Origin of the sequence: Paenibacillus oenotherae, assembly GCF_019443105.1 — a bacterium.
Classification (GTDB): Bacteria; Bacillota; Bacilli; order Paenibacillales; family Paenibacillaceae; genus Paenibacillus_Z; species Paenibacillus_Z oenotherae.
Genome location: NZ_JAHZIJ010000008.1, coordinates 149765 through 166692, shown reverse-complemented (window position 1 = coordinate 166692; position 16928 = coordinate 149765). Strand labels below are relative to the sequence as shown.

At 46.4% G+C, this 16928-nt stretch carries 16 protein-coding genes; 7 read left to right on the top strand and 9 right to left on the bottom strand.

Annotated features, from left to right (window positions below; genetic code table 11):
- Nucleotide 1: 1 nt before the first annotated feature.
- The gene (locus K0T92_RS13575; RefSeq protein WP_219873021.1) at nt 2-955 is read right to left on the bottom strand and encodes a hypothetical protein; all 954 of its coding nucleotides are present in this window, start codon (nt 953-955) and stop codon (nt 2-4) included.
- Between the two features lie 232 nt (nt 956-1187).
- On the opposite strand from K0T92_RS13575, the gene K0T92_RS13570 reads away from it, so the two are divergent.
- Both K0T92_RS13570 and K0T92_RS13565 read left to right on the top strand, forming a co-directional pair.
- Entirely contained in the window at nt 1188-1394 is a 207-nt protein-coding gene (locus K0T92_RS13570; RefSeq protein ID WP_219873020.1) for a helix-turn-helix transcriptional regulator, read from the top strand.
- A complete protein-coding gene (locus K0T92_RS13565; protein ID WP_219873019.1) occupies nt 1391-1822 on the top strand; it encodes a hypothetical protein in 432 nt (143 codons plus the stop codon). The genes K0T92_RS13570 and K0T92_RS13565 overlap by 4 nt, the downstream gene beginning before the upstream one ends.
- Before the next feature lie 680 nt (nt 1823-2502).
- Here K0T92_RS13565 and K0T92_RS13560 read toward each other — a convergent pair.
- On the bottom strand, nt 2503-3390 hold the full coding sequence (locus K0T92_RS13560) for a LysR family transcriptional regulator (protein WP_219873018.1): 888 nt from the start codon (nt 3388-3390) through the stop codon (nt 2503-2505).
- A gap of 113 nt (nt 3391-3503) precedes the next feature.
- On the opposite strand from K0T92_RS13560, the gene K0T92_RS13555 reads away from it, so the two are divergent.
- Nucleotides 3504-4889 carry an MFS transporter gene (locus K0T92_RS13555; RefSeq protein WP_219873017.1) on the top strand — a complete coding sequence of 462 codons (1386 nt, stop codon included), beginning with the start codon at nt 3504-3506 and terminating at the stop codon, nt 4887-4889.
- Between the two features lie 17 nt (nt 4890-4906).
- Here the strand turns inward: K0T92_RS13555 and K0T92_RS13550 are convergent, their stop codons facing one another.
- From K0T92_RS13550 to K0T92_RS13530, 5 genes are all read right to left on the bottom strand, one after another.
- Complete coding sequence (locus K0T92_RS13550) at nt 4907-5755, bottom strand: hypothetical protein (protein ID WP_219873016.1); 849 nt, start codon at nt 5753-5755, stop codon at nt 4907-4909.
- On the bottom strand, nt 5739-6569 hold the full coding sequence (locus K0T92_RS13545; RefSeq protein ID WP_219873015.1) for a hypothetical protein: 831 nt from the start codon (nt 6567-6569) through the stop codon (nt 5739-5741). The genes K0T92_RS13550 and K0T92_RS13545 overlap by 17 nt, the downstream gene beginning before the upstream one ends.
- A gap of 15 nt (nt 6570-6584) precedes the next feature.
- The gene (locus tag K0T92_RS13540; RefSeq protein ID WP_219873014.1) at nt 6585-6953 is read right to left on the bottom strand and encodes a helix-turn-helix domain-containing protein; all 369 of its coding nucleotides are present in this window, start codon (nt 6951-6953) and stop codon (nt 6585-6587) included.
- Nucleotides 6954-7107: 154 nt separating this feature from the next.
- Complete coding sequence (locus tag K0T92_RS13535) at nt 7108-8235, bottom strand: response regulator (RefSeq protein ID WP_219873013.1); 1128 nt, start codon at nt 8233-8235, stop codon at nt 7108-7110.
- Nucleotides 8235-9965 carry a sensor histidine kinase gene (locus tag K0T92_RS13530; RefSeq protein WP_219873012.1) on the bottom strand — a complete coding sequence of 577 codons (1731 nt, stop codon included), beginning with the start codon at nt 9963-9965 and terminating at the stop codon, nt 8235-8237. The genes K0T92_RS13535 and K0T92_RS13530 overlap by 1 nt, the downstream gene beginning before the upstream one ends.
- 243 nt (nt 9966-10208) lie before the next feature.
- On the opposite strand from K0T92_RS13530, the gene K0T92_RS13525 reads away from it, so the two are divergent.
- Genes K0T92_RS13525 through K0T92_RS13510 form a run of 4 tightly spaced genes read left to right on the top strand, consistent with a single transcriptional unit; the run spans nt 10209 to nt 14164 of the window.
- A complete protein-coding gene (locus K0T92_RS13525) occupies nt 10209-11288 on the top strand; it encodes an iron-siderophore ABC transporter substrate-binding protein (protein WP_219873011.1) in 1080 nt (359 codons plus the stop codon).
- Nucleotides 11281-12321 carry a FecCD family ABC transporter permease gene (locus K0T92_RS13520; RefSeq protein ID WP_219873010.1) on the top strand — a complete coding sequence of 347 codons (1041 nt, stop codon included), beginning with the start codon at nt 11281-11283 and terminating at the stop codon, nt 12319-12321. Before K0T92_RS13525 ends, K0T92_RS13520 begins: the two co-directional genes overlap by 8 nt.
- Nucleotides 12318-13349, top strand: a complete 1032-nt coding sequence (locus tag K0T92_RS13515) for a FecCD family ABC transporter permease (protein ID WP_219873009.1) — start codon at nt 12318-12320, stop codon at nt 13347-13349. Before K0T92_RS13520 ends, K0T92_RS13515 begins: the two co-directional genes overlap by 4 nt.
- Entirely contained in the window at nt 13349-14164 is an 816-nt protein-coding gene (locus K0T92_RS13510; protein WP_219873008.1) for an ABC transporter ATP-binding protein, read from the top strand. The genes K0T92_RS13515 and K0T92_RS13510 overlap by 1 nt, the downstream gene beginning before the upstream one ends.
- A gap of 70 nt (nt 14165-14234) precedes the next feature.
- On the opposite strand, the gene K0T92_RS13505 is transcribed toward K0T92_RS13510, so the two are convergent.
- Nucleotides 14235-15452, bottom strand: a complete 1218-nt coding sequence (locus K0T92_RS13505; RefSeq protein WP_219873007.1) for a Ger(x)C family spore germination protein — start codon at nt 15450-15452, stop codon at nt 14235-14237.
- Entirely contained in the window at nt 15449-16918 is a 1470-nt protein-coding gene (locus tag K0T92_RS13500; RefSeq protein ID WP_219873006.1) for a spore germination protein, read from the bottom strand. The genes K0T92_RS13505 and K0T92_RS13500 overlap by 4 nt, the downstream gene beginning before the upstream one ends.
- Nucleotides 16919-16928 lie beyond the last annotated feature (10 nt).

The window sequence follows — 16928 nt, the reverse complement described above, 5'->3', positions numbered from 1 at the left end:
TCTACACTGATCTATGGAGCACAACCGTCCCGATAGGTGCCAATGAAAATCCTTCTGCACACAAGGCAATGATACTCAATAAATTCCTTGATGACATTCGTGTACCCGCATAGGATAAGTTCAGCTGTTTCATGGACATTAACGTGCAGCGGACGAATCGCCGGATCTCATGATAATGGCTTTGATCGTTTGCTTTAGGCCGAATATGTATACCGAGCGTATTCGTTCCTCGATCTCGATTCACTTTATAATACGCAACACCATCAATCTCTCCATCTGTATTGCACAGCTTAATAAATACATGTTCAGGGGTCCATTCAGAAAATTCATATCTGATATTCTCAGCAATATATCTCTCCCCGTCTTCCTCAAGGATTTCTAAGATACTATCAATGTCAAGATCAGTTGCTGGCAGTACCCGGTCAACTTCGAGATCCGCTGGTGGTTGCCACTTAAAAAAATCATTCATCACAACCCATTGCGCATAGTATGGCTCTGGTTTAAATCCATAATTAACCCAAAAATCTATATCTGCATTATGAATTTGACCAGGCGATATTTCGGAATAACAGTAGACTGTATTTCCTCCATTGTGTTGAATATATGTATTACATGCGTTTATCAAAGGTTCTAATGATACCTCTGAACCCTCTTTAATTCCAAGCTTATGAATAGTACCATTTTTCCCTTCTAACTCTAGGGTGATTGTCAATATAGCGACAGGCTCTCCATCAGATTCAAGGACATATCCTTTGTTTATGGGATGAGACGAATCATCATTAGAAAAATACTGTTCTTTACTGATAATCTTTTGACTGTAGTCAATAGAAAAATCACCCTTCATTGTTACACCGTTTCGTTTCCCTCTTCTTATATGCTCATCCCACACAAGTTGGTTAAAACTCTCGAAGTTGTCATCCTCACAGAACTCCCTAACAAGATATTGCGATGACACGACTATCGCCTCCATCCTTTACTATTTCTCAGCCCGTACATCTATCATGTCATTTATAGAATAAAAGCGAAAGATTTACTTTTTTTCAGACTTTTATTTAAACAATTAATCACTGTACCTCGATTTATAAAGAATTAAATTTATTAAAATGGAAAGTACGCTTGACATTGATCGCGTTGCACGATATGCTTTTCTTGTGGAAAGCTAGCTTTCCATGAGGAGGAGGAACGTATTGAACAACCGTTTGGAAGAAATCCGCAAGCAACACGGGATTAAGCAAGAAGAATTAGCAGCGGCACTTGAAGTGTCAAGGCAAACGATCGGTTCGCTGGAAAACGGTCGTTATAACCCATCGATCCTTTTAGCGTTCAAGATTGCCCGTTTTTTCGGTATGAGTATCGAAGAAATCTTTATTTATGAGGAGGATGACAAGGTATGAACAAACCAGTTTCGTCTTATTTGATTACCTTTGCAGGCGTAGCAATACTAGCAGTCGGTCTGTACTTCATCAAAACAATTGAAGATCCGCAAGGTTGGCTGCGAGCGTTGCCTTATATCTGCGTTGGACTTGGCGCCGGTATGTTCGGTCACGGTATGGGAGAAATCATGAACCGCTACGTGATGAAGCATAATCCTGCCGCTGCCAAGCAGCTAGAGATCGAGAAGAACGACGAGCGTAATCTGGCAATCGCTAATCGGGCAAAAGCGAAAGCATATGACATGATGATTTTTGTGTTTGGAGCCTTGATCACAGCATTGGCCTTGATGGATATAGATTTAACAATGGTATTGCTATTGGTTTGTGCCTATCTGTTTATCGTTGGGTATGGGACTTATTACCGATTCAGGTATTTTAAAGAGATGTAAATGAAATTCATGTACCCACAAAGGCCGATACCATCTGGACGCCCATGACGGATTTGGATAACTCCTGCCGAAGTTATGTGGCGTCTGGTGCAGCATGTTCGAATAGATCGGTGCGCAGCCAAGTCCGACCAGTCATAAACGGATCGGAAATACGAAGTCGCGAATGGGCAGCAGTAATAACAGGACGCCGATGGCTATATCTTCCATCCCCAAACGAATCATGGTCAAATTATTGAGCTTTTTTCAAAAATGCCAGAGCGACGTGCTTGAATAGTCTAACGATGGCCGTTCTCGACCGCCCGATGCGTGAATATGGTTTAAATGAAGGAGTGGCATCTTTGAAAAACAAACGAGCATTAAATCCAGATGTTCTTCTCATTTAAATATCCAACTCCAAAATATCCTTCTTCCCTTTTTAATCTAGTTTTCTCATAAAAGAACCTCGCCATTTGAATAAGTGTTTCAGGCTTTAAAAAAAATATATATATATTTGTGTAATCATTTCAATTTTGATTTTTAAGTTAAATCCATTTAGGCTCACGGTAAATAGATGTGAATCTACTTCTTTTCTAAAGAGCTCTTTGCCCCTAGACCTCCTAATGATATGAAATCCCATAAACCTACAAAGGACACTTCCCGCCTACTCCCTCTTGCGTTGCCCAATGTGCAGAATAATCCTCTTACTGGTTACCACTGGATAAAGTCCTGAAATACGCTACCACTACCTCACGGAATTCCAGAGCAGCCCGTGAAATATACCGACTTTTGTGCCATGATAAAGCGATCTTCCGTACCAATTCATGTTCCTTTACTTGGAGATATTGGATATTTTCCTTGGAATTTCGTGCAGTGCTTGGTATGAAGGCTATGCCAATCTCGGCTTCTACAAAAGCGCTTAGCCTTGCAGGTTCATCACCCTCATACACAAACCTGGGTACAAATCCAGCCGATTGGCATAAAGAGTCCACGAAATCGCGAGCACCGTAGCCTTTCTTTACACCGACAAACCATTCATCCCTAAGTTCAGTTAAGGATACGCTGTTTCGGTTGGCCAGCCGATGCCCCTTTGGAACCGCTACAAGGATGGGGTCGATAAACACAATTTGAGACTCAATGTCATCCTCTTGCATCGGGGGTGAAGATAAGCAATAATCGACCTCTCCCCGATGAAGAAGCGCAGTCATTGTCTGCGTGTTAACCATTTGCACATGAAATTGGACATTAGGCCGCTTCTTCCGAAACTCTCGAAGGATATTCGGCAACGCGCTTGCGGTGGTCACCGCCAACTTGATGGAGCCATTCTCCGGACTGGACCAATCGCTAATCTCCTGCTTCCCCTGTTCCAACTCAAACAAAGCCCTTTCTGCACGGAGAAGGAATCTGCTTCCGAACTCATTGAGTCGCAGCTTCCTCCCTGTTCGGTCGAATAGAGGGGCTCCGAGATCCTCCTCCAGGCGCCCAATCGTTTTGCTTAGTGACGATTGAGTAACGTGCAGCCTTTGTGCAGCTTCAGTCATATGTTCCAATCTAGCAACCGTGAGAAAATATTGCAATTGAAGAAGTTCCATTATACGCCCTCCACTCATTCCTCTGAATCAATGAGATCATAGCATAAAATGCGTTGGAATAAATAACAGATTTCCATTACGATATCATCAAAACACTTTGGGGGGAGCTCAAAATGAGTGCTCGCAGCTGGTGGTTGATGATTTCCGTTGGACTAGGAATGCTGCTCAACCCATTAAATTCTTCAATGATTGCGGTTGCTATTCCCAGGCTGCAGCATGTGTTCCAACTTGACTTTACCGTTGTTTCCTGGATTATTTTCACCTTCTATATTGCAAGTGCGATCTCTAATCCTCTCGTGGGAAAAGCCAGTGATTTATTCGGTCGCAAGAAAATATTTCTTACCGGGCTTATAGTAGCCCTCGTCGCATCACTATTAGCTCCTTTCTCATCAAGCTTTGGTTGGCTCATCGTGTTCCGCATTGTGCAATCCATCGGAACCAGCATGATGATTGCGGTTGGAATGGCCGTTATTCGAATTCATATTAAGGAGAAGCAAGCGACTGCGCTATCCGTCCTGACCATCTTCCAATCCGGAGCGGCGGCCATTGGCCCCTTTATTGGCGGGGTTTTGATTCATTGGTGGGATTGGCCCGCAATCTTTTTCATCAATATTCCGTTCGTGTTACTGAGCTTTCTATTCTGTTGGAGGACGATTCCTACGGACGAAATGCCAACATCCGCTGCACACAGCATGTCCTTTCGCAAATGGTTGGATTCGATTGATGCGCTAGGGATTCTGCTCTTCACAACGGGTCTGATTCCCCTGCTAGTGGGATTACTATCGATAAAACCATCTGAGCCTGTCTCATTCATAAGTGTCGTGGCCGTGCTGATCGGTCTTACTCTATTAGGCGTTTTTGTACGACATGAATTAAAAGCGGAATCACCCTTTATTCCTTTGCGCACACTCGCCAAATATCCTGCGATAACTTGGGTCAATGTCGAGTTTATGATTGTTAACTTGCTTTTTTATACGCTCTTTTTCGGGATTCCATCCTACTTGCAAACGGTACGTCATGTCAGCGAGTTCCATACAGGGATTCTTATGTTGAGCTTAGGTTTGTGCTCGCTCGTTGCTTCTCCACTAGCAGGACGATGGATCGACAAATCAGGGCCTAGGCCAGCACTGTTCGTGGCCGCAATTCTAATGACATTGGGTGCCGTCTGGATCGTGACATGGAATCAAACTTCACCGGTTATCAGCGTCTGTTTGGCGCTAGCTGTGTTCGGTATTTGCAATGGGCTAAACAGTGTCGGAATGCAAGCGGCCTTATTCAGAAGTTCTCCAAAAGAAATCATCGGTGTAGTATCTGGATTATTTAGTACAGCAAGAAACCTGGGAGCCATTCTCTCTTCTTTATTGATAGGTATCGTAATGGGAGATAACTTCAGTTTCGGGGGATTTCGATTGCTTGGAATTATCCTCGCGGGCGTTGCATTGTCCTTAGTATTCATGAATCGGAGACAGCAGGAATCAGGGCGATTACCAGAGTCGTAGGTTCAACTCGCCAAGTACTAAAAAATCACTTTATATTTTTCATGATCGGAACAGATCGAAATGAAGGTGGGGATGTCAACAAGGTGATGGTGAATTGCCGAGTCTCGATCTGAAAAATTTTCGAGATAAAGTAACGACCGCTCTTTTGTATGATTTCGTAAATCGTGAATTTGTTGAGGCTGGATTAGACCTGTTTTTAATGCGTTGTAGATTACGACGTCTGTACTTTGAAAAGAAATTGGCGGCGCAAGCGAAATTCCAAGATGTAATAGTGGTGAATTGGCTTCACTAAGCACCTTGTCTTTTAGATGGTATGTACCATAATCACTAGATGCCAAAGTAATAGATGCAACATGATTGCTAAAGTGAGACAGCAACAAGAAACACAGAGATACAATTGAAACTTCACCAGCATTCTTCTTGGTAGTCAGGCCTGATGTAGTTTCCCTCGTCTCAAAACCTTGATCGTAAAAGTCATCTATCCATGTGTCAGGTAAAATGGGATGATCTTTTTTGCAAATGTGAATGAACCGCAATGCTTCACGAAATCCAGTTGATGCAACTCGGAATAACTCTAAAAGTCGCTGATCATTATATTCGATCATCTCTAAGTAATCCTCAGTCTCATCAATAACAATCAAAGGCTTAGAGATGGAGTGTATATATGCTGATTTCCCTTCGTGATGACCATATTCATTTTGAACCCAACATGGAATAAGAATAAGGTCATATGGAGCGAAGATTGCCGACTTAGGCAATACGTTCTCGTGTTGATAATAAAACTGGATATTGTTTGTATCCAAAATCAAAATCTTTGCATCAGTCATTTCTCGTAATAACTGACTTAGGTCACGATAGTTGCCCATCCCCTACTCCTTTGGCTTCACGCTGAACGTTTTTGTATTTTAGCTCCCATTCCTTAATTAAATTCAAGTTATCTTGATAGAACTGGACATCAGGATGCTTTTTGATTTCTTCTTGGATTGTTTTAATGATCGCGTTCATATTCGTCACGTATGAAGGTTTAATCAAAGAATCATCCAGACCATTCTCTTGAAAAATAATCTCCCAATCAGTTGGTTTATGACTTAGATCAAAATGCTTTTTGATTTCACTCTGCAGTTGAATGTGATTATTTTTATGGGCAATCTGATACAGTTCAATCAAGACTGCTTTATAAGGGGCTCTAAAGGATTTCATGCAATGTGCAATTCGCTCAATGAAATCATTCGTGTTTAATGAGTGGAAGAAATCATAAAGATCTGTTCTTCCAAAGATCATTTGACTTGCAAAGTAATCTGCTTTTCGCTCGTTAAGATCAAACTCGGTGAAGATCTCGTAACCATCTTTATGCATAGTTTGCATCTCTTCACGTTCAGTCAAGTGATAAATTTCATGCCAATAGATAAAGTATTGATACAACCGTGGTTGATAAGTATTAATAATGGGAATCATTTTGTTATTCTTAAACTTACGAATTGCGCCACCCCAATTTTCATCAGGTATTGGAACTTCAATCAAGTTATGTTCCTTTAGGATCTCAAAAGCTTGCTCCTCAATCGGAAGAGACTGCCACTTAATTAAACGTTTTTCAATGAATTGAATGTGATCTATAATCTGGTTCGCAATCTGTTCATTAGTATGGATCGTGTGATCCAGATTTTCGCTTGTGATTCGCATAAAACAAGCCCCTCCTCACTTCAAATAAATGGAATAAACGTCCAAAATATCATCCAGCGCATTGAGAAGTTCCATTGTTTTGGGACTCTTGTCAGCATCCCGACCGTGGTCAGAATAAGCGTAAGCATAACGCGAAGTTGTCATTGGTTCTTCCTGAAAAACAATAAAGTAATCGTCTGGCAGTTGGAATGTCTCATTGATTTTTGTAATCTGTGAATTGTATTGTTTCGGGCTTGGACTCTCACCTTTTAAAATTTGATCAATTGTTGGTCGTGAAATATTCGTTAGCTTGGAAAATGACAACTTGGAAAAGCCCCGCTGCCTCAAGAAAGAAATTAAATTTTCAGCAATTGACTCGCGGTAATCAAAATAGTTGTAGTTCATTTTTCAAACCTCCTTTTTTCATCATATCTAATTATAAGCCACTGAGTGAGGGTTGTAAAAATAATTTTTACAGTGTAAATTTACTACTAATTATGTAGCAAAAACTGATAAAATATTCTCGACAAAAATACCCCCTCGATCTACGAGGAGGCGATCACTGGTATTGCTCATAGAGCTGGCGTAATTTCTCCGAAGGCTGGAGGCCGAGCTCTTGACGCAGCAGTTGCGTATAATACGCATAATAATTATGGAGAGACTGTCGATCTCCCATGGCTCCGAATATTTGCAGCAGCAGCAGCGCTGACGCTTCCTCGAATTCATTGCGGGCTGCCAGTCTTCTCGCAATTTGTGCTGCTTCTCTATAACGCTTCTCAGACAGCAGCCAGCTTGCAAGACGCTTCGCATAAGCATCATACATAATCGCCAACCGCTCACGTTCCGCCGTTGCCCATACATAAGATTTGTCCTCCAATAGCTCGCCTGCAAATTGTTTCTCCAGCTCTATTGCCGCTGCTTCATTGGCCGCATGGATTGCGGATAATTGCTCCACACCCTGCTCAAATTGAATGAAATCGACATCTGCTTGATCCAGGTCTAGCCGATACTGCTCCTGCGAAGATAGGACCATCTCTTTGGCCCCATGCAGCGACAGCGCTTTTCTAAGCTGATAGACCGCCGTATTGAGATACGTCTCCGCATTCTTAAGCGGCATCTCCGGGAAAATATCCGCCAGGATTCGGACTTTGGTTACACTTCGTCCGCGATGAACGAGCAAATAAGCGAATAGCTCCATGCTTTTCTTGGAGATCCATTTCACTGCGCCCGCTTCCTTGCTGCTGGCCTCCAGGCATCCGAGTCCCCGAACCGTCAGCCGCTGAGGCGTGAGGCCTCCAGGGCCCCCGGCACCAGAAGAAGCAACGCTGCGCCTGCCAACCGCTCTAGCGACCGTCTGAGCCAGGCGCTGTCTGGAAATCGGCTTCACCATATAGTCCAATGGATAAACATCATAAGCATCCATTGCATAATCCGCATGGGAGGTCGTAAATACGATGTCAAGATCAGCACGAATCAAGCGCAAGCTGCGGGCCAGCTCTAAACCATCATCCGCAGCAATCTGAATATCCAGAAATGCGAGATCCACGTCGCCCCTACCCCGAACAAAGTCCAGCGCCTCTGCCGCATTCCGGAAGCTTCCGGCAAGCTCCACATCTTCCATATTCGTCAGTAGCCGCTTCATAGCAAGCAGCATGGCAGGCTCATCGTCTACGATGATGACTCTCATCACTCTCCGCCGCCTCTCACAGTGAAGTGAAATACGCTTCCTTGTCCTGCTTTGCTCTCCGCCCATAAGCTCCCGCCGCCTAGCTCCACGAACTGCCGGCTTACAAGCAGTCCAAGTCCCGCTCCCTTCTCCCCCAAGGTGCCGGACGATGAGTAGAGCTCCTTCTCAGCAAACAGCCGCCGAACCCGCTCCTCTTCCATCCCCACCCCGTTATCGCGTACCGAGACGGTCACCATGTCCCCCGATAGCCGGGCATCGATCTGGACTAGACCATTCAATCCGGTAAACTTGATGGCGTTGGATAACAAATTACGGATAATGAGTCCAAGCGCTTCCCGGTCAGCATACACCCCAATGTTTGGGTCAATCGTATGACTCACCTCTATATGCTTAGCCTCGCTTTTTATATACAACATCTGACAGCAATCCTCTACAACCTCAGACAACTCCAATATCTGTGGACGAAGTGCCATGTCTTCCCGCTGGCTGCGAAACCACTCCAACAAGTTATTCGCCATTCCAAGTGTATTGCGAATCTGATCGCCTAGCGTCATAATGATTTCCCGATGATCTGGATCGAAACGCTCCCTGTCTTCTTCCAGCAACTCTATGAGCTGATACTGCAGTGCCAGCGGACTGCGAATATCATGCGACACGATCGTGAACAGCTGATCCTTCATCTGGTTGAGCTGCGCAATCTGCTCCAGATGACGCTCTTTCTCCGTCATATCAACGATCAGCGAAATGCTGCCCTGTCCCTTGTTGCGCAGTACTCGCAACGGATATACGTTCACAGCGTACATTTTTCTTTCTCCATCCAACCAGGCATCAATCTCTACACGTCCCTGCTGCATGGACTTGCACAGCTGATGCCATTCCGGCCACGGCTCCAATAGCTCGGCCATATTCCGGCCATTAACAGCCGCATAACCCATCTCCGCAAACCATGTGGAGGCCTGTTTATTGCTGTCGATGACCTTGCCTGAGGCATTCGCGATCACAATACTTTCCTGAAGCGTATCCAGCACAATATTTCTGGCAATCGGAACGGTTGAGAAGAATTTAATCCGCAGTGTAATAACCAGCATCAATGTACCTGTAAATCCACAATAAACGGACAACGGAAGCAGCCAGGACGACCATTCCGGATTCATAAGTTTGACAATCTCAAGAACAAGCGGAAATGAGCTCAGAAAAAGAATCCACATCCCCGGCTTGCGAAAATCGTTGCGGATATTCCTTATATACTGAAATAGGAAATAAAGACATCCGGCGATAATAGAGTAACAAGCAATCGAGAAAGCGGCTGAATAGACGGTCCTCGTCGTCATTAAATGTCCATTATCAAGCTCAATCATGCGATAGATCATATGAAGCCACGGATCCAGCCACGACAGCAGCGACCACAGCACAAATACCGTGAACAGCATGATCCTCCAAGGCGGCTTTGACAGCTTGTCTCGACCGATCAGCTGATACACGAACAAGAGACAGAAAGGCACCATTAAATTGAGCGCCGTACTCTGCATATGGCGAAAGACCAGCTTTTCTATGAATAGATAGCTGCTTTTCTCCAGAATGATACTGCTGGAGTATATCATCCGGCACACGATCAAGCCGATAAGATAACCTACCCCACGTTCCCTTCTAAACCCATATATAGTGAATAAAATAATACCCGTCATGATGACTGAAGCAATCATCAAGACAAGCTCTACAGTGGAATTCATGCTGCATATCCCTTTAATTTTGGCGTATTAATGATGACTAGCGCTATTATTACTTCTCTCAATATAGTATACGAAATCATGGGGTGCAAGGCGTGGCATTCCAAATTCCGACAATCGACGCAACGATCACTTACATATTTTTTCATTGACAATCGATCTGAGAGGATATATATTTTTTAGCGACAATGATAATCATTATCATAGTTTGCGAAAATACATTTCATGACAAGGAAGGGTCCACACATGCACACAACAAGAAAGTTCTCACTGGCCACATTGTTCATTTCCGCGCTGCTTGCAATAGCGCTAGCAGGTTGTTCTAATCAGCCATCCAATTCGACTGCGGGTAATTCGGCAAGTACCGAAACTCCTCAAACAGAAGCTCCCGCTGCCCAGGACAAAAATACTCAATATCCAATCGTAATCAAGCATGCTTTCGGCGAAACGGTTATTGAAAGCAAGCCTGAACGTGTCGCTACTATACAATGGGCTAATCATGATGTCGCTCTCGCACTCGGTGTTGTACCCGTCGGCTTCTCGGCAGCGAACTACGGCGTTCAGGATGACAGCGGACTGCTCCCTTGGACAGCCAAAAAGCTCAAGGAGCTTAACGTAAATGAGCCTAATATCTATCAGGATACGGACGGCCTTGATTTTGAAGCGATATCGGATTCAAACCCCGATGTCATTCTGGCGGGTTACTCAGGCATTACCAAAGAAGACTACGATGTTCTTAGCCAAATCGCTCCGGTTGTGCCTTACGAGTCCAAACCTTGGGTCACCACATGGCGGGAGCAAATTATGCTTAATGCAACAGGCATGGGCATGAAGGCAGAAGGCGAACAACTCATTAAGGACACCGAGAAACTCATTAAGGACAAGGCAAGCGCATATCCCCAGCTGCAAGGCAAAAAAGTTGTCTGGGCCAACTTCTCGGCTACAGATACGTCCACTTTCCACATTTATACGCCTGTAGATCCTCGTGGCGCGTTTCTGATCGAGCTTGGCTTGACGTATCCGGAGAGCATTACGAGTCAGATTGCAGATCCAACCAACTTCTCATTTAATTTAAGCGCCGAGAATGCGGAAGCGCTGAATGATGCGGATATCATAATCGGGTATGGCGATGAAAAATTATATGAAGCCGTTAAAGCCGATCCCCTGCTTGGCAAAATCTCGGCGATCAAGAGAGGTTCTGTTGTGTTCATTGGCGACGGCACGCCTCTGGCAGCTTCCGGGAATCCCAATCCGCTTTCGATATCCTATACTCTTGAAGAATATTTGGGCTTAATCGCAGGGGCTATCGACAAGATCAATGAATAGCACATCGATTCCGAACAACAACCGGCTAAGCTCACATATTCCGAGGCATTTCACCTTGGTTCTGGTCATTTGTATGATCTTGCTAGTCTTAACCGTATTCGCTTCACTGGTCTTAGGCTCTCGACCAGTGCGATTCCATGAACTGATCGACGGATTATTTCATCAGGACGCAGACTCCTATGGGGCAAACATAGTTCGCAAGAGAATTTCCCGAACCATCTTCAGTTTATTCTGCGGTGCAGCTCTCGGAGTTTCCGGATCGCTTATGCAAGCGGTCACTCGCAACCCGATTGCCGACCCGAGTATACTGGGAGTGAACACAGGTGCATCCTTGTTCGTGGTATGCGGCATTGCGTTCTTGAACATTAGCACCGCCAATCAATATATATGGCTAGCTTTAGCAGGGGCTGCGATTACTGCAGTGTTCGTATTCGGAATCGGCTCAATGGGGCGTGGCGGTGCCACGCCCATTAAGCTTGTATTGGCCGGAGCTGCCACAAGCGCCGCTCTGACTTCGCTGGTCACCGCCATTATGATTCCACGCTCTAGTGTCATGGATCAATTCAGGTTCTGGCAGGTGGGAAGCGTCGGCTCGGGAACCTGGAGCGCTATTGGCACTTTCATCCCGTTTCTGCTCGTCGGAATACTGATCGGCTTTATTGCCGCTCCGGCATTAAATGCATTGGCGCTGGGAGACGATGTTGCGACTGGACTGGGCGTTCGTACAGGAACACTGAGGCTCATTGCGGCTATTGCAGGTGTGCTGCTGTGCGGCGCGACTACTGCGCTGGCAGGGCCGATTGGTTTTATTGGACTGTTGTCCACCCACATCATTCGCCTTATTCTTGGCCCCGACCTGCGCTTAATTATACCGATGTCAGCGATTGCCGGAGCTATTATTTTGACCCTGTCAGATGTAGGCGGCAGGCTCATCGGCAGCCCTGGAGAGCTTGAAGTCGGTGTCGTTACAGCATTTATAGGGGCCCCAATACTAATCATTGTAGCGATGCGCTCGAAAGTGCGTTCATTATGAGAGAGCAATCACTTGCATTTATTATGTCGGGCAGACGTCAAAGACGCCGCCGATGGATACTCGTTACCAGCCTTCTTGCGGCACTTGCATGCTTGCTTTGCTGTGCCATGCTTTTACTTGGGAGTACCATCTATCCCGTCCAGGATGTCATTCGAGCGCTGTCGGGGGAACAGCTCAAAGGCGTGTCTTTTGCGGTGAATACTATACGTTTGCCGAGAATGCTGGCAGGTCTGTTGGCCGGATTTGCTTTCGGTATTGCCGGACACACCTTCCAGACGATGCTGCGCAATCCCCTTGCGAATCCGAATGTCATCGGCATTACTTCCGGCTCGAGCGCGGCTGCTGTTTTTTGCATCACCGTACTTCAGACAAGCGGAGCTGTTGTTTCCGCTGCTTCTGTAATTGCGGGTCTTGCTACCGTCATATTGATTTATGTATTATCCAGAGGACGGTCATTCTCGATCGGGCGATTAATCCTTGTCGGGATTGGCATCCAAGCCATGCTTGATGCTGCAATTTCCTACCTTCTGCTCGTTAGCGCGGAACAAGATATTCCCGCAGCGCTCAGATGGCTCACAGGCAGCCTCAACGGCTCCCAGATGCACGAGCTCCCGCCTCTTGTTATAACCGTGATCATCTTTGCGCCTGTCGTTATTGTACTGGGCAAACATCTCAGTATATTGGAGCTTGGAGAACAATCGGCTTCTTCTCTCGGCGTGAACACGGACAGGACAAGAATTGCGCTCATTGTGAGCTCTGTCTTCATGATTGCTATTGCTACTGCTACCACAGGGCCAATAGCCTTTGTCTCCTTCCTTGCGGGGCCAATCGCGAAAAGACTGGTCGGAATTGGCTTCTCGAACGTAATTCCAGCAGCACTGGTTGGCGTCAATCTCGTCCTGGCTTCAGATCTAATCGGACAATTTGCCTTTGAGTACAGATACCCCGTAGGCATCATTACCGGATTGCTCGGAGCGCCTTATCTGATCTTCTTGCTAATCCGAATGAATCGAAAGGGAGAATTATAATGAAACCGACGCATATTTTTCAAGCCGATCAAATCGTAGCGGGCTATGAGAATAAAACGGTTATCCACGGTGTAGGCCTTGTTATACCTAGCAATAAAATAAGCGTTATTATTGGATCTAATGGCTGCGGGAAGTCTACGCTTCTTAAGACACTGGCCAGGCTTATCAAGCCTGCATCGGGGACAATCACGCTGGACGGCAGGCCGCTCGGCAAGATCCCACCGAAACAATTGGCTCGAGTGGTCGGGCTGCTGCCGCAATCCCCTATCGTTCCGGAAGGCATTTCTGTAGCGGATTTGGTTGGGCGAGGAAGGTTTCCACACCAGTCATTGTTCAGCGGATGGACCAAAAAGGATTATGAGGCCGTTGCCGAAGCGATGAGAATTATGGACATCACCGAGTTTGCCAATCATAATATTGATGAGCTCTCAGGCGGTCAACGGCAGCGCGTCTGGATTGCAATGGCGCTGGCACAGCAAACCGATATCTTATTTCTCGATGAACCGACAACCTTCCTGGATATCACCTATCAAGTCGAGATTCTTGACCTGCTTACCGACCTGAACCGCAAACATGGCACTACGATTGTAATGGTGCTGCATGATATCAACTTGTCCGCGCGTTATGCAGACCATATTGTTGCGTTACATGAAGGAAAGCTTGTCGCTGAGGGTGATCCGGCAGAGGTTATTACAAGCACAATGGTTAAAGACATTTTCGGGCTGGATTGCACAGTAATCGAAGACCCCGTTTCGGGATCTCCGTTGGTAGTGCCAAGAGGACGATATCATGTGAAGGATGAATCTGCTTCCTAGATAAGGACGTGCCCTGCGCGTGCAATGACGTGCGGGGTACTCAATACGCCAGCCCCATTTCCTCTAACACTTATTCCGATTGACCAGGAATATCTCGAAATAAATTTTCAGATATCATACCGTCACGCATGATAGCAGCCTTTACATCCACAGTCACCTTCGCCTTGACAAACTCATCATCCCAATGCGACTTCACTTTCTTGAATGTTTGGTAGTGGCTGGCCATCAGCTTCTCGCCGAACCCGAATATATCGACGCCGTATTTCTTCTGTACCTTGGCTACCGTCGCTTCGACATGGCTCTGAATCGCCTTCTCCGTCAGCTTCTGTATTTGTTCAAATCCCGAAGTCTTGCTCAGCATGATTGATTCGCATTGGTTCTCGCTGATGGCTCCTTCGATATTGATTCTGATCTTGATGTTAGGATGATTGTCGATATAATCTACGTTGAGGCGCGTGTTGGATCTCCCGATCCGGACCTGTGCGTACTGGTCTTTTCCACATTGTACCGTTAATGACGTGTCCTTGATCCGATCTTGTGTCCATAGTAAATCCCGTGTTTCTTCTGTATTCAAAAATCCGACCAGCTTCGTTCTGCGCATAACAGCTGTCCCGTCGATCACCAATTCGGTGGGCGATTCTGTGCTCTTCCCGGCGTCTACTGATTGCTGCTGCTTCGATGGAAGCTCAATCGTAACAGACGACATCACCGGCTGCCGGCCTTCCGACGTAATGGCTGCAATGAATTGCTTCAAATTCGTGTTCGGCGAGCCTCCCCAATTCGACTCAACAGAATCAAGACCCATGCGGATTTTCACAGTTGATACCCTGTTCTCCGGGAAGTAGAGCTTTGTAAATTCCGCTGCGGCTACCCGGTGAGATACAACCAGTTGAATATCGTTTCGTATGTCCTTCATTGATTCCAGAAACTCGAAAAAAAGAAGGCCCTTATCCGTTGCAAGCAGCTTGGCATCCAATATAAGCAGCATCATATGGCTTAGCTCCAGCTTGCGGGCTGTCTTCTGCTCGATTCGGCTGAAAACTTCGTCCATCGTATTCCCTTCTGCATCGATGGAGTACGTTGGAGTACTTCCTGTGGCACGGGAGGAGGCGAACTCCAGCGCATTAATCATCTGGAGATAGACATGATAATTTGCTCCCTCGCCTGTAGTCACGGACATGCCGCTGACGATGACGTACTCGTTGGCCGAACGCATATCCCAGCAGCCCGTTGCAGTCAAGCTGAGCAGGCCAAGTACAAGCACATTGCGAACCAGATTTCTGATCATGACGATGAATCCTCATTCTGAAGCGAGAATCGTACCAGCATATCCCTCTGCTGCCTCCATCGAAACGGAGCAAACGGCTTGAGATAAGGAACACCAAACGAATGCAAGCTCGCCAAATGGATGACCAGGACAACCAAGCCTAAGAAGATGCCATAAATGCCTAGTACCGAGCTAAGCAACAGCAATCCGAACCGGATGATTCGAACCGTATTGCTAAATTCATAGTGAGGCGTGACCAACCCGCACAACTCTGTTGAAGCTACAACGATCAATATAATACTCGATACGATTCCGGCCTGGACAGCCGCTTCGCCGAGTATAATAGCACCGGCTAGAGGAACGGCTTGGCCGATGCTTTTCGGCACTCGAGTACCTGCCTCTCTAAGCACCTCGAATATGAGCGTCATTGCAATAAGCATGAATCCGATCGGAAAGGGCGAGCCCTGCTCTTGTCCGCTGATGGAGTAAAGCAAAGCAGTCGGAATCATCTGCGAGTGATAATTGATGACGCAGAGATAGAACGCAGGCAGAAACAAAGAGAGCAGAAATGCGGTATGCCGCAGCAGCCGCATCATATTGGCAAAGATGGGCCGAAAGTAATAATCGCCAGCGGATATGAAATAATTTCCATATACCGCCGGGCCGATGAGAACGTATGGACTGCCATCCACAATGACTGCACAGTTGCCTTCCACCAGCATGGACGCCACCGCGTCAGGTCGCTCCACATCCAGCACTGTCGGGAAAAACCAGGAGCCCTTGTCTCTGATCAAATCCTCTACATTCCCGGAATCATAGATGGCTCTCACCTTAATCGCTGTCAAACGTGAACGGAACTCGGACACGAGCGATGGTGCAGCCGCGTTCTCCAAATATACGAAGCTAATTGAAGTACGGGTCTCTTCTCCTGCTGTGAACGGCTCGATTCGAAGAAGCGGATTGCGCAGTCGCCGCCTTATCAATGAGATGTTCGTATCCATCGCTTCCGTAAATGCATCGTCGGACCCGCGGTTGACACGCTGCGACTTCGGTTCTGCGATCGATCGAGCCGCTATGCCGCCAATCTCGATACATAACGCTTTGTCTATGCCTTCAGCCAAGAGGATCGCGTCGCCAGCCAACATTCGCTCTGCTGCTTCACGAATGGTTGCTGCATAGACAAACGGCAGCACGCCTAGCCTTTCTTGTCTCATTTGCTCCAGCTGCGGGAATTGAAGAGGGCTGTTTCCTTGCGCAGTCCCTTCCATAAGCGGAACGAGCAGCTTATCCGACATCGTCTTGGGATCACCCATCGTTTTGAGCATGCATATGAATCCATTCGCCGAACCGATTCGGATCGCCGTAGACTGAAAGTCAGGCGGATTCCCGAACAGCTCTCGCAATTGAAGCAGTGTTTGCTTCGGATCTGTACAGAGCGTTGCAGCAAATCGGCTCTCTTGCTTGCATTCATTCCATCCTGCCTTCATAGTGATCCAC

Excerpts from the sequence above, each read along its gene's own strand:
- K0T92_RS13565 (WP_219873019.1), top strand. The coding sequence starts at position 1,391 with ATGAACAAACCAGTTTCGTCTTATTTGATTACCTTTGCAGGCGTAGCA.
- K0T92_RS13560 (WP_219873018.1), bottom strand. The coding sequence starts at position 3,390 with ATGGAACTTCTTCAATTGCAATATTTTCTCACGGTTGCTAGATTGGAA.
- K0T92_RS13555 (WP_219873017.1), top strand. The coding sequence starts at position 3,504 with ATGAGTGCTCGCAGCTGGTGGTTGATGATTTCCGTTGGACTAGGAATG.
- K0T92_RS13550 (WP_219873016.1), bottom strand. The coding sequence starts at position 5,755 with ATGGGCAACTATCGTGACCTAAGTCAGTTATTACGAGAAATGACTGAT.
- K0T92_RS13545 (WP_219873015.1), bottom strand. The coding sequence starts at position 6,569 with ATGCGAATCACAAGCGAAAATCTGGATCACACGATCCATACTAATGAA.
- K0T92_RS13540 (WP_219873014.1), bottom strand. The coding sequence starts at position 6,953 with ATGAACTACAACTATTTTGATTACCGCGAGTCAATTGCTGAAAATTTA.
- K0T92_RS13535 (WP_219873013.1), bottom strand. The coding sequence starts at position 8,235 with ATGAGAGTCATCATCGTAGACGATGAGCCTGCCATGCTGCTTGCTATG.
- K0T92_RS13530 (WP_219873012.1), bottom strand. The coding sequence starts at position 9,965 with ATGAATTCCACTGTAGAGCTTGTCTTGATGATTGCTTCAGTCATCATG.
- K0T92_RS13525 (WP_219873011.1), top strand. The coding sequence starts at position 10,209 with ATGCACACAACAAGAAAGTTCTCACTGGCCACATTGTTCATTTCCGCG.
- K0T92_RS13520 (WP_219873010.1), top strand. The coding sequence starts at position 11,281 with ATGAATAGCACATCGATTCCGAACAACAACCGGCTAAGCTCACATATT.
- K0T92_RS13515 (WP_219873009.1), top strand. The coding sequence starts at position 12,318 with ATGAGAGAGCAATCACTTGCATTTATTATGTCGGGCAGACGTCAAAGA.
- K0T92_RS13510 (WP_219873008.1), top strand. The coding sequence starts at position 13,349 with ATGAAACCGACGCATATTTTTCAAGCCGATCAAATCGTAGCGGGCTAT.
- K0T92_RS13505 (WP_219873007.1), bottom strand. The coding sequence starts at position 15,452 with ATGATCAGAAATCTGGTTCGCAATGTGCTTGTACTTGGCCTGCTCAGC.
- K0T92_RS13500 (WP_219873006.1), bottom strand. The coding sequence starts at position 16,918 with ATGAAGGCAGGATGGAATGAATGCAAGCAAGAGAGCCGATTTGCTGCA.